Genomic DNA, 16,262 nt, shown 5'->3' with positions numbered 1-16,262 from the left:
CAGGAGACCGCCATGAGCCATGAGCGCCCCGCCGCCCCCGACTTCGACGAGATCATCGACCGGCGCGGCACCAACTGCTCCAAATGGGACCAGATGGAGCCGGTCTATGGCGTCAGCCCCGATGAGGGGATCGCCATGTGGGTGGCGGACATGGATTTCCGACCGCCCCTTTGCGTACAGTGCGCGGTCGAGGAGATGGCCGCGCATGGCATCTACGGCTACGCGGCCTCGGATGCGGCGCAGCGCGAGGCGATCGGCTGGTGGATGGACCGCCGCCATGGCTGGCGGCCCGATGCGGGCGACATCTTCACCACCCATGGTCTCGTCAACGCCACTGGCCTGTGCGTCGACGCCTTTACCGAGCCCGGCGAGGGCGTGGTGCTGTTCACCCCGGTCTACCACGCCTTCGCGCGGGTGATCCGCGCCGCGGGGCGCGAGGTGGTCGAATGCCCCCTGGCGCTGGATCACGGCCGCTACGTGCCGGATTTCGACGCTTGGGATGCGTTGATGACCGGGCGCGAGCGGATGATGATCCTGTGCTCGCCGCAGAACCCCGGCGGCCGGGTCTGGGGCCGGGCCGAGCTGGAGGGCTGGGCCGCCTTCGCGCGGCGGCACGATCTGGTGCTGGTGTCGGACGAGATTCACTGCGACCTGACGATGCCGGGCGTCACGCACAGGGCGATGACCCGGATCGAGGGCGTGGCCGACCGTCTGGTGATGCTGACCGCGACGACCAAGACCTTCAACATCGCGGGCGCGCATATTGGCAACGTCATCGTGTCCGAGCCGAAGCTCAAGGCGCGGTTCGCTTCGCGGATGGCGGCGCTGGGCCTGTCGCCCAACTCCTTCGGTCTTGCCATGGCGACGGCGGCGATGTCGCCAGAGGGGGTCGAGTGGCTGGAGGCGCTGCGCGGCTATCTCGACGGCAACCGGCGCCTGTTCGAGGAGGGTGTGGCGCAGATCCCCGGGGTCAGGCCCATGCCGCTCGAATCCACCTATCTCGAATGGGTGGATTTCTCGGACACCGGCATGACCCGCGAGGAGGTGCTGCGCCGGATCGAGGGCGACGCGAAGATCGCGGTGAACCACGGTACCAGCTTCGGGCGCGGCGGCGAAAGCTACCAGCGTTTCAACATCGCGACGCCGCGCGCCCGGGTGGCCGAGGCGGTCGCGCGGCTACAATCGGCCTTTTCGGACCTGCAGTAGACCCTCAGAGCCGGGGCAGTCTGAGCGCCGGCTCGGCCTCGCCCCGCTCGAAATCGACGGGAGCGGTGTCGGCGACGCGGCTGTGGCGCTTGAACTCGTAGACCCGTTCGCCCTCCTCCACCCGGGAGGTCATGACGAGGCATTGATAGAGGTGACGCGGACCGTCGTAGAGATCGACGAAGCCGTGCAGGATCGGCGCGTCCTTGGCGGCGAGGGCGAAGCCCGTCTCCCACATGCGCAGCACCGGGTGCACGGTCTCTGCGTCATGCACGCAGAGCCGTGCCGAACGGCACTGCGCGGCGCGGCGCGCGGCCTCAATGGCGTCCTCGAGATCCTTGCTCAGGTAATCGGTCATATCGCATCCCCCTGCTTCCATCCTGCGCAGAAGAATGTGAAATTCAAGCGACGTTCTCGAAAAAGTCCTTTTCAGGCGCGGACCTTGGGGCGCAGCACATGCGGTTGCGCCGGGTCGTAGAGGGCGCTGTCGGGAAATCCCTGATCGGCGCCGAGCGCCGGGCCCACGAGGATCAGCGCGGTCCGGGTCAACTTGGCCGCGCGCACCTGCGCATGGATGTCCGAAAGCGTGCCGCGGATCACCTGCTGGTCGGGCCAACTGGCCCGGTAGACCACTGCGACCGGACAATCGGCCCCGTAGAAGGGTGTCAGCCGCCGCTCGATGTCGCGCAGGGCGCGGATGCCGAGATGGATGGCCAGCGTCGTGCCGGTGGCGGCGAAATTCTCGAGCGTCTCGCCCGCCGGCATGGCGGTCGACTTCATCGACATGCGGGTGAGCACGATGGACTGCGCCAGTTCGGGGATCGTCAATTCCTGTCCCAGCGCGGCAGCGGCGGCGGTGTAGGCGGGCACGCCGGGGATGATCCGGTAAGGGATGCCATCGGCCTTGAGCCTGCGGATCTGTTCGGCGATGGCGCCATAGAGCGAGGGGTCGCCCGAATGCACCCGCGCCACGTCCTCGCCGCGCGCGTTAGCGGCGGCGATCTCGGCATGCGTCTCGTCGAGCGTCATCGGCGCGGTGTCGAGAACGCGCGCGCCCACGGGCGCGCCGGCCACCACCTCCTCGGGCACCAGCGAGCCCGCATAGAGGCAAACCGGGCAGGTTGCGATGAGGTGCGCGGCCTTGAGGGTCAAAAGCTCCGGATCGCCCGGCCCGGCCCCGATGAAATAGACGGTCATGGCGCGCTCCTTGCATCTCTAAACTTCAAATACTCATTTTGACCGGCGTCGAGTCTCCCGCCGACCCGATCAGCGCGCATCGATCTTCTTGGCATAGCCGCGCGGCGTCACCATGCGCGGCCCTTCCCCCAGCTGCACCAGCTTCGATTGCGAGGAGCCGACCAGCACCACGGTCAGCATGTCCACCTCGTCGACCTGCATCTCGTCGAGGCGGCGATAGCGGATCTCTTCCTCGGGGCGCCCGAGAGACGAGGCCAGAAGCACCGGCGTATCCGCCGGCCGATGCCCGAGCAGGATCTCGCGCGCCTCGGCCAGCAAGGTGCGGCGGCGCTTGGAGACCGGATTGTAGAAGGCGATGACGAAATCGCCTTGGGCTGCGGCGTGGAGCCGCTTCACGATGTCCTCACGCGGGGTGAGCAGGTCCGACAGCGAAATGGCGCAGAAATCATGGCCAAGCGGCGCGCCGGCGCGCGAGGCGGCGGCCTGCAGCGCCGAGACGCCGGGCGTGCAGGTGACCTCGATGCGGCGCGCGGCATCCGAAACACCGCCCTTGTCCGCATCGCGGCCCAGCAATTCGAAGACCAGTGCGCCCATGGCATAGATGCCCGCATCGCCCGAACAGATCAGCGCCACGTCGCGCCCTTCGGCGGCGCGTTCCAGCGCGTAGCGGCAGCGATCCTCCTCGCCACCCAATGGGAAGTCGGCGCGCAGCTTTCCGGCGGCAAGCGGACCCAAGAGGTCGATATAGAGCCCGTAACCGACCAGTTCCTCGGCTTGCGCGATCAAACGCGAGGCTTCGGGGGTGCGCCAGCCCGACTGCCCCGGCCCAATGCCCACGACCGAGAGGCGGCCCCGGCGGCGACCGCGCAATTCGGTGATCGGCGCAGGCGCGATGGCCAGCGCGCAGGTGGCGTTGGCGCTCTTGCGCTTGGGGACGACGAGGGTCGCGTCGGGCCCGGCTTGCGCGAGTGCCGCGCCCTCTGAGACGCCGTGGCATCCGACCTCGGCAAAGACAACGTCGGAGGGCGTGGCGAGGCGCGGCGCCTCGGCCTCCAGCTCGGTGGCGGTGAAAAGGCGCAGCGGCGCGCCGATTACACGTGAAACATCCAGGATCGCGGGCTCGTCGGCCTTGAGGTCGATCGAGGTCACGGCCTGCACGGCCTCTGGCACGATCCCGGCCTCGGCCAGCGTCTCGCGCACCAGCGCGGCCAACTCCTCGGGCGGGCAGTCGCGGGCGCAGCCCAGCCCCAGCACGGCGCGCTGCGGCGCGAAGTGAAGATGATCGGGGCCGAGCCCCTGCTGCGGCGCCTCAGAGACGGTGATCCTCAGGGCATCGCCCCGGGGCAGGCCGGCCAGCCACGGCGCATCGCCGGTGACTGTCGCGCCACGCCCCGAAAGCAGCGCCGCCATCGCGCCCTTGGCATCGCCGGAATTGACCAGCCGGTAGCCCAACGGTGGCTCGTCCAGCGCCACGCCGAGCGAGACATCTCCCGCGGTGGTGACGGCGGCCGTTCCTTCCAGCGCCTCGGCGATGCGTTTCGCCAGCCGGTTGGCGCCGCGATGCCCGCCCAGAAGCGGGACCACGACACGTCCGTCATCGGAGACCGAGATCACCGGCGGCTCGGCGCGCTTGTCCGAAAGTTGCGGCGCGACCGCACGGATCAGGATGCCGCTCGCGCAGACGCCGATGACGGGCGTTCCCGCCGCGAAGAGATCGCGTGCGTGCTCCAGCGCATCGGCGAAGAAGGCATCGGCCCGCTCCACCCGACCCTCGCGGCCATGCAGCGGCGCATCAAGGGCGTCGGCCACCCTCCGGGCCACGGTTTCGCCGGAGCGCGACAGCGCGAGGACAACGGGGGTCACAGCCAAGGATCGGCTCCCTTCGTGAGAATGATCATCGAGAAATAGGGGGCGGTGTCGGGCGCTTCGACCAGCGGGCGGACCACCTCCGCCTCCAGCGTGGCGCGCTCGACGTAGACGGCGCGGTCGGTAAGGCCGAGATCGTCGATCACGGCACGCACTTTCGGAAAATGCCGCCCGAGCTTCATGATCGCGACGCTTTCCGCGCCCTCGATCCGGGTGCGCAGCTCGGCTTCGGGCAGCGGCCCCGGCAGCACGGTCAGCCTTTCGTTGCGCGCGGCCAGGGGGCGGCGGGCGCTCGCGGCGGCGGCGGTGAGCGAGGTGACGCCCGGTACGACCTCCACCCGGTGACGATCCGCAAGGCGGGCGAAAAGATACATGAAGGAGCCGTAGAAGAACGGGTCGCCCTCGCACAGGCAGACCACGTCCTCGCCCGCCTCCAGCGCCTCGGCGATCCGCGCGGCGCCTGCGTCATAGGCCGCCTGCGCCGGGCCGCGCTCCACCGTCATCGGCACATCCATGGCGATTTCGCGCGCATCCGACGCGATCAGCTCGGCGGCGATCGAGCGGGCAAAGCTCGCGCCGCCCGCCAACGTCGGATAGGCGACGACGCGCGCGGCCTCGATCAACCGCGCGGCGCGCAGGGTGATCAGGTCGGGCGCGCCGGGGCCGAGGCCCACGCCGTAAAGCGTGCCGCTCATCGCTTGATCAGGCTCCACTGGGTCACCGGCATCGCCGGCTTCCATCCCGTCAGACGACCAACAGGTGCCGCGCGCGCGACCGAGATCCGCACCAGATCGCCGCCATGTGCGGCATGCAGCGCGATCAGCGCCGCCTCGCTCTCCAGCGTCACGGCATTGGCCACCAGCCGCCCGAGCGGGCGCAGCGCCGACCACGCGGCGGCGAAAACCTCCGCCGACAGCCCGCCGCCGATGAAGATCGCATCGGGCGCGGGCAGACCGTCAAGCGCGGCCGGTGCCTCCCCCTCGACCAGCCGCAGCCGCGGCGTGCCGAGCGCCAGCGCGTTGGCTGCCGCCATGGCCTGGCGGTCGGCGCGCGGCTCGATGCCGATGGCGTTGGCATATCGCGCCGCGCGCATCCATTCGATCGCGACCGAGCCAGACCCCGCGCCGATGTCCCATAGCAGCGCGCCGCGCATCGGCATCAGCTTGGCCAGCGTCGCCGCGCGCAGCTCGCGCTTGGTCATCGTGCCGTCCGAGACGAAGAGTGCGTCGTCGAGCCCCGGCACGCGCGGGATCATCGCCGCGTCGGGGGCGGCGATGCAATCCACGGCCAATGTGTTGAAGGCGGGCACCTCGTGGTCCCAACTCTCGGCGGTTCCATCAAAGCGCGCCTCGGCCTCGCCGCCCATGTTGGCCAGCACCGTCATCAGGCTGCGGCCAAAGCCACGCTCGGTCAGGAACCGCGCGATCTGGCCGGGCGTGTCCGGGCCGGTGGTCAGGATCAAGAGCCGCGCCTGCGGCTGGATGAAGGCGATCATCTGCTCCACCGGGCGGCCATGCACGGTCAGCGTCTCGACATCCGCAAGGCTCCAACCCATCCGGGCAGAGGCAAGCTGGAACGCCGAAAGCTGCGGATGATAGACGATCTCGGCGGCGGGGATCGCGCGGCCGATCCGCGCGCCGACAGAAAACCACAGCGGATCGCCCGTGGCCAACACCACGACGCGTCGGCCCTTGAAGGAGCGAAGCCGGTCGATCAGCGCGTCGAACGGGCTGGGCCAGGCGACCCGCTCCGCCCCCACCGCGCCCGCAAGCTCATGGTGCCGATCGCCGCCGACGATGATCTCGGCGGCCTCGACCACGGCGCGGGTCGCGGGCAGGAGCCCATCCATGCCGTCCTCGCCGATACCCACGACATGCAGCCACGGCTCCGGTGCTGCGACAGCGTTCATGCCTTTTCCTCCGAAATCCCGTTGGCCAGCGCGTTCACCGCCGCCGAGGCCATGGCCGAGCCGCCCTTGCGGCCCCGGAGCGCCACGAAATCGCAGCCGCGCGGATCGCCCGCCAGTTCGGCCTTGGATTCCGCCGCGCCCACGAAACCCACCGGGAAGCCGAGGATCAGCGCCGGCTTGGGCCAGCCCGCGTCGAGCCGCTCCAGAAGATGGAACAGCGCCGTCGGCGCGTTGCCCACCGCGACCACCGCGCCCTCGATCTTCTCGCGCCACAGATCGACGGCCGCTGCCGAACGGGTCGTGCCCAGATCGCGCGCCATCTCCGGCACCGCCGCGTCGTTCAATGTCACCAGCACCTCAGTGTCGGGCAGGTGTCGCCGGATGATCCCCGCCGCCACCATTTCGCAATCGCACAGCACCGGCGCGCCCGCGGCCAACGCCGCGCGCCCCGTCGCCATCGCGCCTGCGGAGAACGCCAGCCGATCCGCGATCTCGACCATGCCGCAGGCGTGGATCAGTCGGATCACCATCGGGCGCAGATCCTCGGGAAAGCGGTCGAGCCGGGCCTCGGCGCGCACCGTGGCAAAGCTCTGGGCATAGATCCTGGCGGGATCGGTCTCGTAGGGACGCATCACGACCTCCGTCCCGAGCGGCACCGGCCGGGGGATTTGAGTATTTGACGAGTGAAGACGCTCACTTGCGCGACTTCAACACGCTCAGCGGCCCGAGCGGGTGGTCGGCCTGCGGGTAGACCGCGTGCTGGTGGTCATGGGCGTGATCATGGTGGTGAGCATGGCCATGGTGGTGATGGTCATGGGCGTGATCATGCCCGTGGTCGTGTGGCAGGTCATGCTCATGGGCATGGGCGTGACGGTCCGCAGCGTCGAGCCGGCACATGCCGGTGCAGAAATCGTCGCAGAGCGCGCAATCGGACACGTTGGCACCGGGCGCGTTCGCGCCCTGCCCCTCGACATGGTGATGATGACTTTCCTGCACCGCGCCGACCTCGGCTTCGAAGCCCAGCACCTGCGTGCGGTACTTGCACATGCCGCAGGTGGGCGGGACCGCCTCGCCCACGAGTTCGGTCACGCGCTCGGCAAAGGTGTTCATCACCTCCGGGTGGTCGCCGAGATAAGGCGCCTTGACGATCTCAAGCTCGGGGTGCGCCTCGGCCACCTGATCGGTGAAGCCATAGATGCGGTCGATCAGGATGCCCGAGAACAGGAAATACGGGAACACCACGACGCGGCGGTAGCCCAGCCGCGCCACGTGTTGGAGACAGGGCTCGACCAGCGGGAAGGTGACGCCGGAATAGCCGGTCTCGCACCAGCCGAAGCCCATCCCCTCCCACAGGAGACGCGCGATCTTAGACACGTTGCCGTTGGCGTCGGGATCGCTCGCCCCGCGCCCGATCACCACGAGGCAGGTTTCGTGCATCGGCACGTCCGAGGGGTTGGCGTCGAGCGCGCTTTGGATGCGATCGGCGGCGGCCGCGACCATGCGCGGATCGACCCCCAACTCGCGGCCATAGATGATCTCGATGTCGTGCTTGGCGGCATAGGTGTTGAGCACGGTCGGGATGTCGTTCTTGGCGTGCATCGCGGCAAAGAGCATGCCGGGCACAGCGAGGATGCGGGTGCAACCCTGCTCGCGCAGCCGGTCGAGCCCGTCGCGGATCACCGGATTGGCGAATTCGAGATAGCCGTATTCCACCGGCCAGTCTGGCGGCAGCAAAGCGGGCAGCTTCTCGGCCAGCACCGCGAACTCGTCCACTGCCGACTGGCTGCGCGAGCCGTGGCCGCAGATCATCACGCCGGTCTTGGACGCGCTCACGCGCGGGCCTCGTCGCCCTGATCGTCGGAGGTCTCGGCCTCTTCTTCCTTGCCCCCGCCCTTCAGCGCGCCCCACAGCCCGAGCGCGATGGCCAGGCCGATCGCCGCGCCGGCGACCCAATGGTCGTGACCGGCAAGGTCGGCCATGTGGCCGGGATGGGCCGCGGCCATCCCCGGCATGATGAGCGGGATCGTCGGCAGGAGGATGTGGCGCATCGCGGACCTCTCGATCTGGCAATGGCCGGCGCCCGCCGCGTCATGCGGCGGTGCGAGGACGACGTGGTGCTCGGGTCCCCTAAATGGGTCGACCCCCGCGCCACCGACCGTTCCGGCCACTTCGGGCTTCGTCGGCCCTCTCCATAGCCGTGGCGACGCCGGGGCGAAACCCCTCGAAGCGTCACTTCATGACGGGCGCGCGACTTGACACCGCCACCGCCACCGCCGTCCGGGCGGGCACGGCGAGGTCGATCTCGGGGAAATGCTCCCACGCCAGCGGCGCCTGCACATCGGCGAACTTGCCGCCGCCGCTGTGGGTCACGAAGCCGCCGCCGCCGGTCTCGAGATGAAAGCTCCGCCCATGCACGCCGCTCACCACATAGGTGTCGCCCGCCACGGAGAGCTGTCCGGCATGACCATCGACGCAGATCGCGCGGCCTTCCTGACAGGGGATCAGCCGCCATGTCGCCATGCGACCGTCCCCGGTGGGGGCGATCACCGACATCGGCCCCTTCTCGAACGGGCGTTCGGCATATTCCGGCGCGAAGGGCTCGGGCTCGGGCATCATCCGGACATGCGCCACCGGCGGCCTGACCGGCGGCAACTCCGCCGATTCGAGCAAGGGCATCACAAGCGGCTCCACCTGACCGCAGCCCGCCAGAAACAGCGCCGCCAACGCAGCGCCCTTAAATCCGTATCGCATCACGCCACTCCTCGTACCCGCACGTCACCGATCAAATAGCCGTGAGACGCATCGTTGCAAGCGGCATCAGCGCCGCCCGAACAGCTTCTCTATATCCGCAAGTCGCAATTCGACATAGGTGGGCCGCCCATGATTGCATTGACCGGAGCCGGGTGTGGCTTCCATCTCGCGCAGCAGGGCGTTCATCTCCTCGGCCCGCATCTGCCGACCCGAGCGGATCGAACCGTGGCAGGCGACCCGGCTCAGGATCGCGTCGAGCCGCGCGGGCAGCGCCGTGGTGGCGTCGAGATCCTCCAGCTCGTCGAGAATGTCGCGCAGCAGGGCGGCCGCGTCGATCCGCCCGAGGATGGCGGGGGTTTCGCGCACCGCCACCGTGCCGGGACCAAAGGATTCAAGGCTCAGGCCGAGGCGCGACAGGTCCTCGGCCACCTCCAGCAGCCGCTCCGCCCCCGGACCGAGATCGACGATCTCCGGCACAAGAAGCGCCTGCGCCGCGACGCCGCTGTCCGCCATCTGCCGCTTGAGCCGCTCATAGACCAGCCGTTCATGCGCGGCGTGCTGGTCCACCAGCACCATGCCGGTCTCGGTCTGCGCAACGATCCAGTTGCCGTGAAGCTGCGCCCGCGCGGCCCCGAGGGGGAGCGCTTCGGCCCCCGCCGGGAACGTGTCCTTTTCGACACGGGCCGAGGGCATGTCCGTTCCCGACAGCCGCGCAGAGCGCAGATCATCGGGCACGGGGCCGGGCAGACCATGTGCGCTTTCGAAGCCGAAGCTCGATTCGGCAAGACCCGGCGCCTGCGCGGCCCGCGCCACGCTCATGGCGCGTGGCGAGGGGCGCTCCATCTGCCAGGCGTGGATGCTTGAGGCCGTGGCTACGCCGCGCGCGGGATGATCCTCCTCGTCGATGAGCCCACCCGCATCCCCCGTCCGCGCCGCCGGGCCGGGACGCATCATCGACAGCGTTTCGGTGGCCACGGTCGTCGAGGCGCGGTGCCCTGCCCCCGACAGCGCCGCGCGCAGGGTCGAGACGATCAGCCCGCGCACCGCTTGCGGGTCGCGGAACCGCACTTCGGATTTCGCGGGATGCACGTTCACATCGACAAGCTGCGGCGCGCATTCCACGAAAAGCGCCGCGGCCGGAAAGCGGTCGCGCGACAGGACATCCATGTAGGCCGCGCGCAGCGCCCCGGTGAGCTGGCGGTCGGTGACGGGGCGGCCATTGACGAAGACATGCTGGCTCACGCCCGCGCCGCGCGAATAGGTCGGCAGCGCGGCGAAACCGGTAAGGTGCAGCCCCTCGCGGCTGCCGTCGACGGGGAGCGCGTTGTCGTGGAACTCGCGGCCCAGAATGGCGGCGAGACGATTGCCCAGCGCGGTGACCGGATCGCCCGTCTCGGCATCGACGCGAAAGATCTCGCGCTCGCGCCCGTCGGTGATGTCGCGCAGGCTGAAGGCGACATGCGGCTCGGCCATGGCGAGACGACGCAGCGCCTCGGCCAGCGCCTGCGCCTCGGCGCGGTCGGTGCGCATGAACTTGAGCCGGGCGGGCGTCGCGTGGAACAGGTCGCGCAGTTCGACCACCGTGCCGCGATCGAGGGCCGCGGGCGCGACCGGCCCGAGACGGCCGCCGGTGACCGAGATCGTCGCCGCCTCCTGCCCCGCCACCCGCGAGGTGAGCGTCAGTCGCCCCACCGCGCCAAGCGAGGCCAACGCCTCGCCGCGAAAGCCGAAGCTGTGGATCTCCAGCAGGTCCGAGCCGTCGATCTTGGAGGTAGCATGACGCGCCAGAGCCAGCGGCAATTCGTCTGCCGTCATGCCACAGCCATCGTCGCGCACGCGAATCAGGTTCTTGCCCCCCGCCGCGATGGTCACCTCGATCCGCCGCGCGCCTGCATCGAGCGCGTTCTCCACCAGCTCCTTGACCGCCGAGGCGGGGCGTTCGACCACCTCGCCTGCGGCGATGCGGTTGATCGCCGCTTCGTCGAGTTGGCGGATCACGGGGCGCGGGGCCGGTTCGGCAGGGCTGTGCAGCGTCATGGATGAGAGACTAGCATGTCCTGCGAAGGCGGCGCGAGGCCTCACCGGGCGGGCAGGACCACCTCCGGCAGGGTGATCTCGGGGCCCGCCTCGGTCTCCAATCCCTCAGGCCGGCCCACCACCACGAAATGCAGGGCGCCGGGGTCCACCAGCTCGGCGGCAACGCGGTTCACCTCGTCGAGCGTCACCGCCTCGATGAAGGCGTTGCGTTCGGTGACGTAGCTCTTGGGCAGGCCGGTCACCTGCATTCCGACGAGGATGTCGGCGATCGGCCCGTTGCCGTCGAAGCGCAGCGGATATTCCCCGGTCAGGTAGGTCTTGGCGGCGTCCAACTCCTGCTGCGTCACGCCTTGCGAGGCGATGCGCGCCCATTGGTCGCGGACCACCTCGATCGCCTGCGCCATGCGGTCATTGGCCGAGGCCAATGAGCCGATCCAGAACTCGGTGTTCTCCAGCGGCACCAGATCGGTGCTGACGCCATAGGTGAGACCGCGCTTCTCGCGCACCTCGGTCATCAACCGGCTTTCGAAGCCGCCGCCGCCGAGGATGTGGTTGAGCACATAGGCCGTGAAGAAGGCCGGATCGTCGCGTTCGAGACCGGGCTGGCCGAACAGCGCGGTGGATTGCGGCGTCGGATAATCGATCACCTCGATGCCGCCCGACAGGCCAAACTCGATATGGCCCGGAAGCTCGGGGCCGCTTTCGGGCAGCTCGCCCAGCAGCTCGTCGATGAGCGCGCCCAGCTCTTCGGGCGTGATGTCGCCCACCGCACCCACATGCACGCGGTCGCGCGTCAGCGCCGCCTTGTGCGCCGCAAGGAGATCGTCGCGGGTCAGGGCCGCCACGCTTTCGGGTGTGCCGCTGTCGGGGCGGCCATAGGGATGATCGCCGAAGGCGGCCTCGTAGAAGGCACGACTGGCGAGGCGGCGCGGGTCCTGCGCGTCCTGCGCGAGGATCGACTGCACCTGTCCGCGCACCCGTTCGATCGCCACCGGGTCAAAGCGCGGCTCGACCAACGCGGCGCGCAGAAGATCCACCGCCGCGTCGCGGTTCTCGGTCAGCATCCGCGCCGAGACCGAGAGCGTGTCGGTGCCGACATCGAAGGAAAAGCTCGCCGCGAGATCCTCCCGTGCGGCCTGGAAGGCGCGGGCGTCCATCTCGGCCGCTCCTTCTTCGAGAAGACCGGTCATCAGGTTCACCGCGCCAAGCCGGTCGGAATCGTCGAGCCCGGTGCCCCCTTCGAAGCGCAGCTCGAGCGCCGTGAAGGGGATGGTGTGGTCCTCGACCAGCCAGGCGTCGATGCCGCCCGGCGAAGTCACCTCCTCGATCTCGATCTCGGCATGGGCCAGACCGGCGAGACCGGCACCGAAGGCGAGGGCCAGTGTCAGGATGCGGATCATTTGGGCTCCTCCTCGCGGCTGGACACGACGTGCAGGGTCACGCTCTGGTCGGGGTCGAACACGGCGCGGGCGGCGTCGAGCACCGCCTCGGCGGTGACGGATTGCAGGATCTCGGGCCAATCGCCCACATCCTCCACCGTCAACCCCTGGCTCAGCGCCGCACCGTAGCGCCGCGCCAGCCCTTCGACCGAATCGCGGGCATAGATTTCGGAGGCGCGGAGCTGGGTGCGGATGCGCGCCATCTGCTCAGGCGTCGGGCCGGTGTCGAGAAAGCCCGTCACTACCTCGTCGAGCGCCGCCTCGGCCTCGTCGAGCGATACGCCGGGGCGGGGCACCACCGACAGCGAGAAGGTCGCGTCGTCGAGCGACATGCCGTGATAGCCCGCGCCGGCATGTAGCGCGATCTCGCGTTCGAACACCAGTTCCTCGCCCAGCACAGAGGTGAAGGACGAGCCACCGAGGATCTCGGCAAGATAGGTCAGCGCCGCCGCCGTCTCCTGATCGTCCGAATCGCGTTCGGGCGCGAGATAGCTGCGGGTGACATAGGGCTGCGACACCCGTTCGTCGGCATAGACGAGTTGCCGTGCCGCGCGCTGCGGCGGCTCTTGTGGGCGGACCCGTCCGGGCAGGTCAGGTTCGGCCGGGATCGGGCCGTAATGCTCCTCGGCCAATGCCAGAACCTCATCGGGGATCACGTCGCCCGCGACCACGAGGATCGCGTTGTTGGGCGAATAGTAGGTCTCGTAGAAATCGCGCACGTCGTCGCGGCCCAGCCCTTCGATCTCATGCATCCAGCCGATCACCGGGCGCCCGTAAGGGTGGTTGATGTATTGCGCCGCAACCATCTGCTCGCGCGCAAGGGCACCGGGATTGCTCTCGGTGCGCTGGTTGCGCTCCTCGACGATCACTTGCCGCTCGGTCTCGATGTCCTCGTCGGTAAGCGCGAGGTCGTTCATCCGCTCGGCTTCCATCTCCATCATGAGCGGCAGGCGGTCGGCGGCGACGCGCTGGAAATAAGCGGTGTAGTCGGTCGAGGTGAAGGCGTTGTCCGAGCCGCCATTTGCCGCGACCGTGGCCGAGAATTCGCCCGCTTCGAGATCGTCGGTCGCCTTGAACAGCAGGTGTTCGAGGAAATGCGCGACACCTGAGGCGCCCTCCGGTTCATCGGCGGACCCGACACGGTACCACAGCATCTGAGTCACCACCGGGGCGCGGTGATCCTCGATCACCACCACCTCGAGACCGTTGTCGAGGGTATAGGTCGTCACCGCATCGCCCGGAACGACCGCCGCTGCGGCCTCCTGCGCGGATGCGGGCGGGGCCAGCACCGGCAGGGTGAACACCGGCAGGGCAAGGATGACGGGGGCGGCTTGGGCCAGTTTGCGCAGCATGAAGTGCCTCCTTCGCTGCGCCCAACCTACGGTGCCGCGCCGCCGCCGCAAGCGCCGCCACGGCTTCGTGAGCCGCCGCGAGCGATCAAAAGGGCGGTTGCAGCGCCGTTCCGGCCGAGCGGCGGCGCAGGGCCACCTCGGCCGGGTCGGGATCGGCGCGGTTCGCCGCCCCCGGCGCAGGTTGCGGCAGATCGAGCCGCGCGGGGATATCAAGCGGCTGCTGGGGCACCACGAGGGCGGGATCGGGGCCCGCCGGGCCATCGCCACGGCCGCAGCCCGCGAGTATCAGCGCGGTCAGCCCCGCGGCCAGTGCCAGTCGCATGTGTCGTCCCCGTCCGTCTCGTCCGAGACCCTGACTATCGCAGCTCATGCGCCGGGTCACGGGCTCTTTGCGCCACGCTTGCGACGGGGTCCCGGCCCGCCCGGGCCGGGCCGCCCGTCTGGCTGCGGCTTGTCGCCGCCGAACAGCACCAGCCCCACCGCCCCCAGAAAGATCGCAATGTCGGCGATGTTGAAGGCATAAGGGTTCTCGATCCCGCAGCAGCTGACGTTGAGAAAATCCGCCACGGCGCCATAGAGCACCCGGTCGATCACGTTGCCCAGAGCGCCGCCCACCAGAAAACCCGCCGAGATCCGCGCCATGCGGCCGCCGCCGTCACGGGCGATCCACACAAGCACCGCCGCCGAGATGGCGAGCGCCAGCGCCACCAGCACCCAGCGCATGTCGAAGTTCGCAAAGAGCCCGAAGTTGACGCCTCGGTTCCACGCCATGCGGAAGTCGAGGATGCCGGGGATCACCGTGATCTGGAGCCGCTCCATCAGCCCGAGCGCGTGCACCACGAGATATTTCGTCGCCTGATCGGCGAGAAACACCCAAAAGCCGGTCCAGAGGGTCAGTCGCACCGCGCGCCCCTCAATGCCGGAAGTGACGCATGCCGGTCAGCACCATTGCCAGACCCGCCTCGTTGGCCGCCGCGATCACCTCGTCGTCGCGCATCGAGCCACCGGGCTGGATCACCGCCGTGACGCCCGCGCCCGCCGCCTCCATCAGCCCGTCGGCGAAGGGGAAGAAGGCGTCCGAGGCGACGACGGATCCCTTGGCCGGATTTTCCGACAGCCCCAGTGCCTCGCCCATGCGGCCCGCTTTCGCGGCGGCGATCAGTGCCGAATCAAGGCGGCTCATCTGGCCCGCGCCGACGCCCACGGTCTGGCCGTCCTTGGCATAGACGATGGCGTTCGACTTCACGTGACGCGCCACGGTCCAGGCGAACATCAGGTCCTCGATCTCCTGCGCCGAAGGCGCGCGCTCGGTCACGACCTTGAGGTCGTCGCGGCCCTTGAAACCCGAATCATGGTCCTGCACCAGCAAGCCGCCCGCAACCTGCCGGTAGGTGAGGCGCGGGCTGCGCGGATCGGGCAGCGCCTCGGTCACCAGAAGCCGCAGGTTCTTTTTGGCGGCAAAGATGGCGCGGGCGTCGTCATCGGCGCCCGGCGCGATCACGACCTCGGTGAATATCTTGGCGATCTCGGTCGCGGTCGCGCTGTCGAGGGGGCGGTTCAGCGCCACGATGCCGCCGAAGGCCGAGGTGCGGTCGCAATCGAAGGCCCGCGCATAGGCCTCCTTGAGCGAGCCGCCGGTCGCGACGCCGCAGGGGTTGGCGTGTTTGATGATCGCGCAGGCTGGCGCATCGCCGCCGAACTCGGCCACCAGTTCATAGGCCGCGTCGGTATCGTTGATGTTGTTGTAGCTCAGCTCCTTGCCCTGGATCTGCCGCGCGGTGGCGACGCCGGGGCGCATCGAGCCGTCGGTATAGAAGGCGGCCTGCTGGTGCGGGTTTTCGCCATAGCGCAGGGTCTGGACGAGGGTGCCCGCAAAGGCGCGGCGGCGCGGCGTCGTCTCGCCGATGGCCGAGGCCATCCAGGTCGAGACGGCCGCATCATAGGCGGCGGTGCGGGCATAGGCCGTCTGGGCGAGCCGCTTGCGGAAGGCCAGATCGGTCTGGCCGTCGTTGCTTTCCAACTCCGACAGCAGTGCCTCGTAATCCTCGATATCGGTGACCACGCAGACATCGGCGTGGTTCTTGGCGGCGGCGCGGATCATCGCCGGGCCGCCGATGTCGATGTTCTCGATGCAGCTGTCGTAATCGCCGCCCTTCGCCACGGTCTCCTCGAACGGGTAGAGGTTGACCACCAGCAGGTCGATCGCCGGGATGCCGTGCTCGTCCATCGCCGCGACATGCGCCTCATCCGAGCGCACCGCGAGCAGGCCGCCATGCACGCGCGGGTGCAGCGTCTTGACGCGGCCGTCCATCATCTCGGGAAAGCCGGTGACCTCGGCCACGTCGCGCACCGGCAGGCCCGCGTCGCGCAGCGCCTTGGCAGAGCCGCCGGTGGAAAGCAGTTCCACGCCGCGGGCGTCGAGCGCGCGGGCGAGGTCCACGAGGCCGGACTTGTCGGAAACGGAGAGCAGCGCGCGGCGCAGCGGGGCAAGCGAGGTCATGGGTCGTC

The 16,262-nt window shown here is 69.2% G+C and carries 16 protein-coding genes; 1 reads left to right on the top strand and 15 read right to left on the bottom strand.

Translation table 11 applies throughout. The annotated features are described in order from the left end of the window. Window positions 1-12: 12 nt before the first annotated feature. Window positions 13-1,206, top strand: coding sequence for a MalY/PatB family protein (locus ACJASC_RS00675; protein WP_415142701.1), 1,194 nt, complete (start codon window positions 13-15; stop codon window positions 1,204-1,206). Between the two features lie 4 nt (window positions 1,207-1,210). Here ACJASC_RS00675 and ACJASC_RS00670 read toward each other — a convergent pair whose 3' ends face one another. The 15 genes from ACJASC_RS00670 to purH form a co-directional block, all read right to left on the bottom strand. Then, window positions 1,211-1,561 carry a hypothetical protein gene (locus ACJASC_RS00670; protein ID WP_415142699.1) on the bottom strand — a complete coding sequence of 117 codons (351 nt, stop codon included), beginning with the start codon at window positions 1,559-1,561 and terminating at the stop codon, window positions 1,211-1,213. 71 nt (window positions 1,562-1,632) lie between these two features. Then, window positions 1,633-2,400 carry a precorrin-4 C(11)-methyltransferase gene (gene cobM / locus ACJASC_RS00665; RefSeq protein WP_415142697.1) on the bottom strand — a complete coding sequence of 256 codons (768 nt, stop codon included), beginning with the start codon at window positions 2,398-2,400 and terminating at the stop codon, window positions 1,633-1,635. Between the two features lie 69 nt (window positions 2,401-2,469). Further along, entirely contained in the window at window positions 2,470-4,269 is a 1,800-nt protein-coding gene (gene cobJ, locus ACJASC_RS00660; RefSeq protein WP_415142695.1) for a precorrin-3B C(17)-methyltransferase, read from the bottom strand. After that, window positions 4,260-4,961: a precorrin-2 C(20)-methyltransferase gene (gene cobI / locus ACJASC_RS00655; protein WP_415142693.1), complete on the bottom strand. Its 702-nt coding sequence runs from the start codon at window positions 4,959-4,961 to the stop codon at window positions 4,260-4,262. The genes cobJ and cobI overlap by 10 nt, the downstream gene beginning before the upstream one ends. Continuing rightward, window positions 4,958-6,175 carry a precorrin-6y C5,15-methyltransferase (decarboxylating) subunit CbiE gene (cbiE, locus tag ACJASC_RS00650; protein WP_415142691.1) on the bottom strand — a complete coding sequence of 406 codons (1,218 nt, stop codon included), beginning with the start codon at window positions 6,173-6,175 and terminating at the stop codon, window positions 4,958-4,960. Before cbiE ends, cobI begins: the two co-directional genes overlap by 4 nt. Next, window positions 6,172-6,807 carry a precorrin-8X methylmutase gene (locus ACJASC_RS00645; protein WP_415142689.1) on the bottom strand — a complete coding sequence of 212 codons (636 nt, stop codon included), beginning with the start codon at window positions 6,805-6,807 and terminating at the stop codon, window positions 6,172-6,174. Before ACJASC_RS00645 ends, cbiE begins: the two co-directional genes overlap by 4 nt. A gap of 61 nt (window positions 6,808-6,868) precedes the next feature. Further along, window positions 6,869-7,984, bottom strand: coding sequence for a sirohydrochlorin chelatase (locus ACJASC_RS00640; RefSeq protein ID WP_045319569.1), 1,116 nt, complete (start codon window positions 7,982-7,984; stop codon window positions 6,869-6,871). A 20-nt stretch (window positions 7,985-8,004) separates the two neighbouring features. Further along, window positions 8,005-8,223 carry a DUF6732 family protein gene (locus tag ACJASC_RS00635; protein ID WP_415142687.1) on the bottom strand — a complete coding sequence of 73 codons (219 nt, stop codon included), beginning with the start codon at window positions 8,221-8,223 and terminating at the stop codon, window positions 8,005-8,007. A 181-nt stretch (window positions 8,224-8,404) separates the two neighbouring features. Further along, window positions 8,405-8,926, bottom strand: a complete 522-nt coding sequence (locus ACJASC_RS00630) for a hypothetical protein (RefSeq protein WP_415142685.1) — start codon at window positions 8,924-8,926, stop codon at window positions 8,405-8,407. A 66-nt stretch (window positions 8,927-8,992) separates the two neighbouring features. Further along, the gene (gene mutL, locus ACJASC_RS00625; RefSeq protein WP_415142682.1) at window positions 8,993-10,963 is read right to left on the bottom strand and encodes a DNA mismatch repair endonuclease MutL; all 1,971 of its coding nucleotides are present in this window, start codon (window positions 10,961-10,963) and stop codon (window positions 8,993-8,995) included. Between the two features lie 41 nt (window positions 10,964-11,004). Further along, window positions 11,005-12,363, bottom strand: coding sequence for a M16 family metallopeptidase (locus ACJASC_RS00620; RefSeq protein ID WP_415142680.1), 1,359 nt, complete (start codon window positions 12,361-12,363; stop codon window positions 11,005-11,007). Beyond that, window positions 12,360-13,754, bottom strand: a complete 1,395-nt coding sequence (locus tag ACJASC_RS00615) for a M16 family metallopeptidase (protein ID WP_415142678.1) — start codon at window positions 13,752-13,754, stop codon at window positions 12,360-12,362. The genes ACJASC_RS00620 and ACJASC_RS00615 overlap by 4 nt, the downstream gene beginning before the upstream one ends. An 85-nt stretch (window positions 13,755-13,839) precedes the next feature. After that, on the bottom strand, window positions 13,840-14,076 hold the full coding sequence (locus ACJASC_RS00610) for a DUF3035 domain-containing protein (RefSeq protein WP_415142676.1): 237 nt from the start codon (window positions 14,074-14,076) through the stop codon (window positions 13,840-13,842). Between the two features lie 56 nt (window positions 14,077-14,132). Beyond that, window positions 14,133-14,657: a signal peptidase II gene (gene lspA, locus ACJASC_RS00605; protein WP_415142674.1), complete on the bottom strand. Its 525-nt coding sequence runs from the start codon at window positions 14,655-14,657 to the stop codon at window positions 14,133-14,135. A gap of 10 nt (window positions 14,658-14,667) precedes the next feature. Next, entirely contained in the window at window positions 14,668-16,254 is a 1,587-nt protein-coding gene (gene purH, locus ACJASC_RS00600; protein ID WP_415142672.1) for a bifunctional phosphoribosylaminoimidazolecarboxamide formyltransferase/IMP cyclohydrolase, read from the bottom strand. Window positions 16,255-16,262: the final 8 nt, after the last annotated feature.

The sequence above is a fragment of the Limimaricola cinnabarinus genome (assembly GCF_047631075.1).
GTDB lineage: Bacteria > Pseudomonadota > Alphaproteobacteria > Rhodobacterales > Rhodobacteraceae > Limimaricola > Limimaricola cinnabarinus.
Note: the sequence above shows the minus strand (reverse complement) of the source record. Positions and strands in the feature narration are given on the sequence as shown.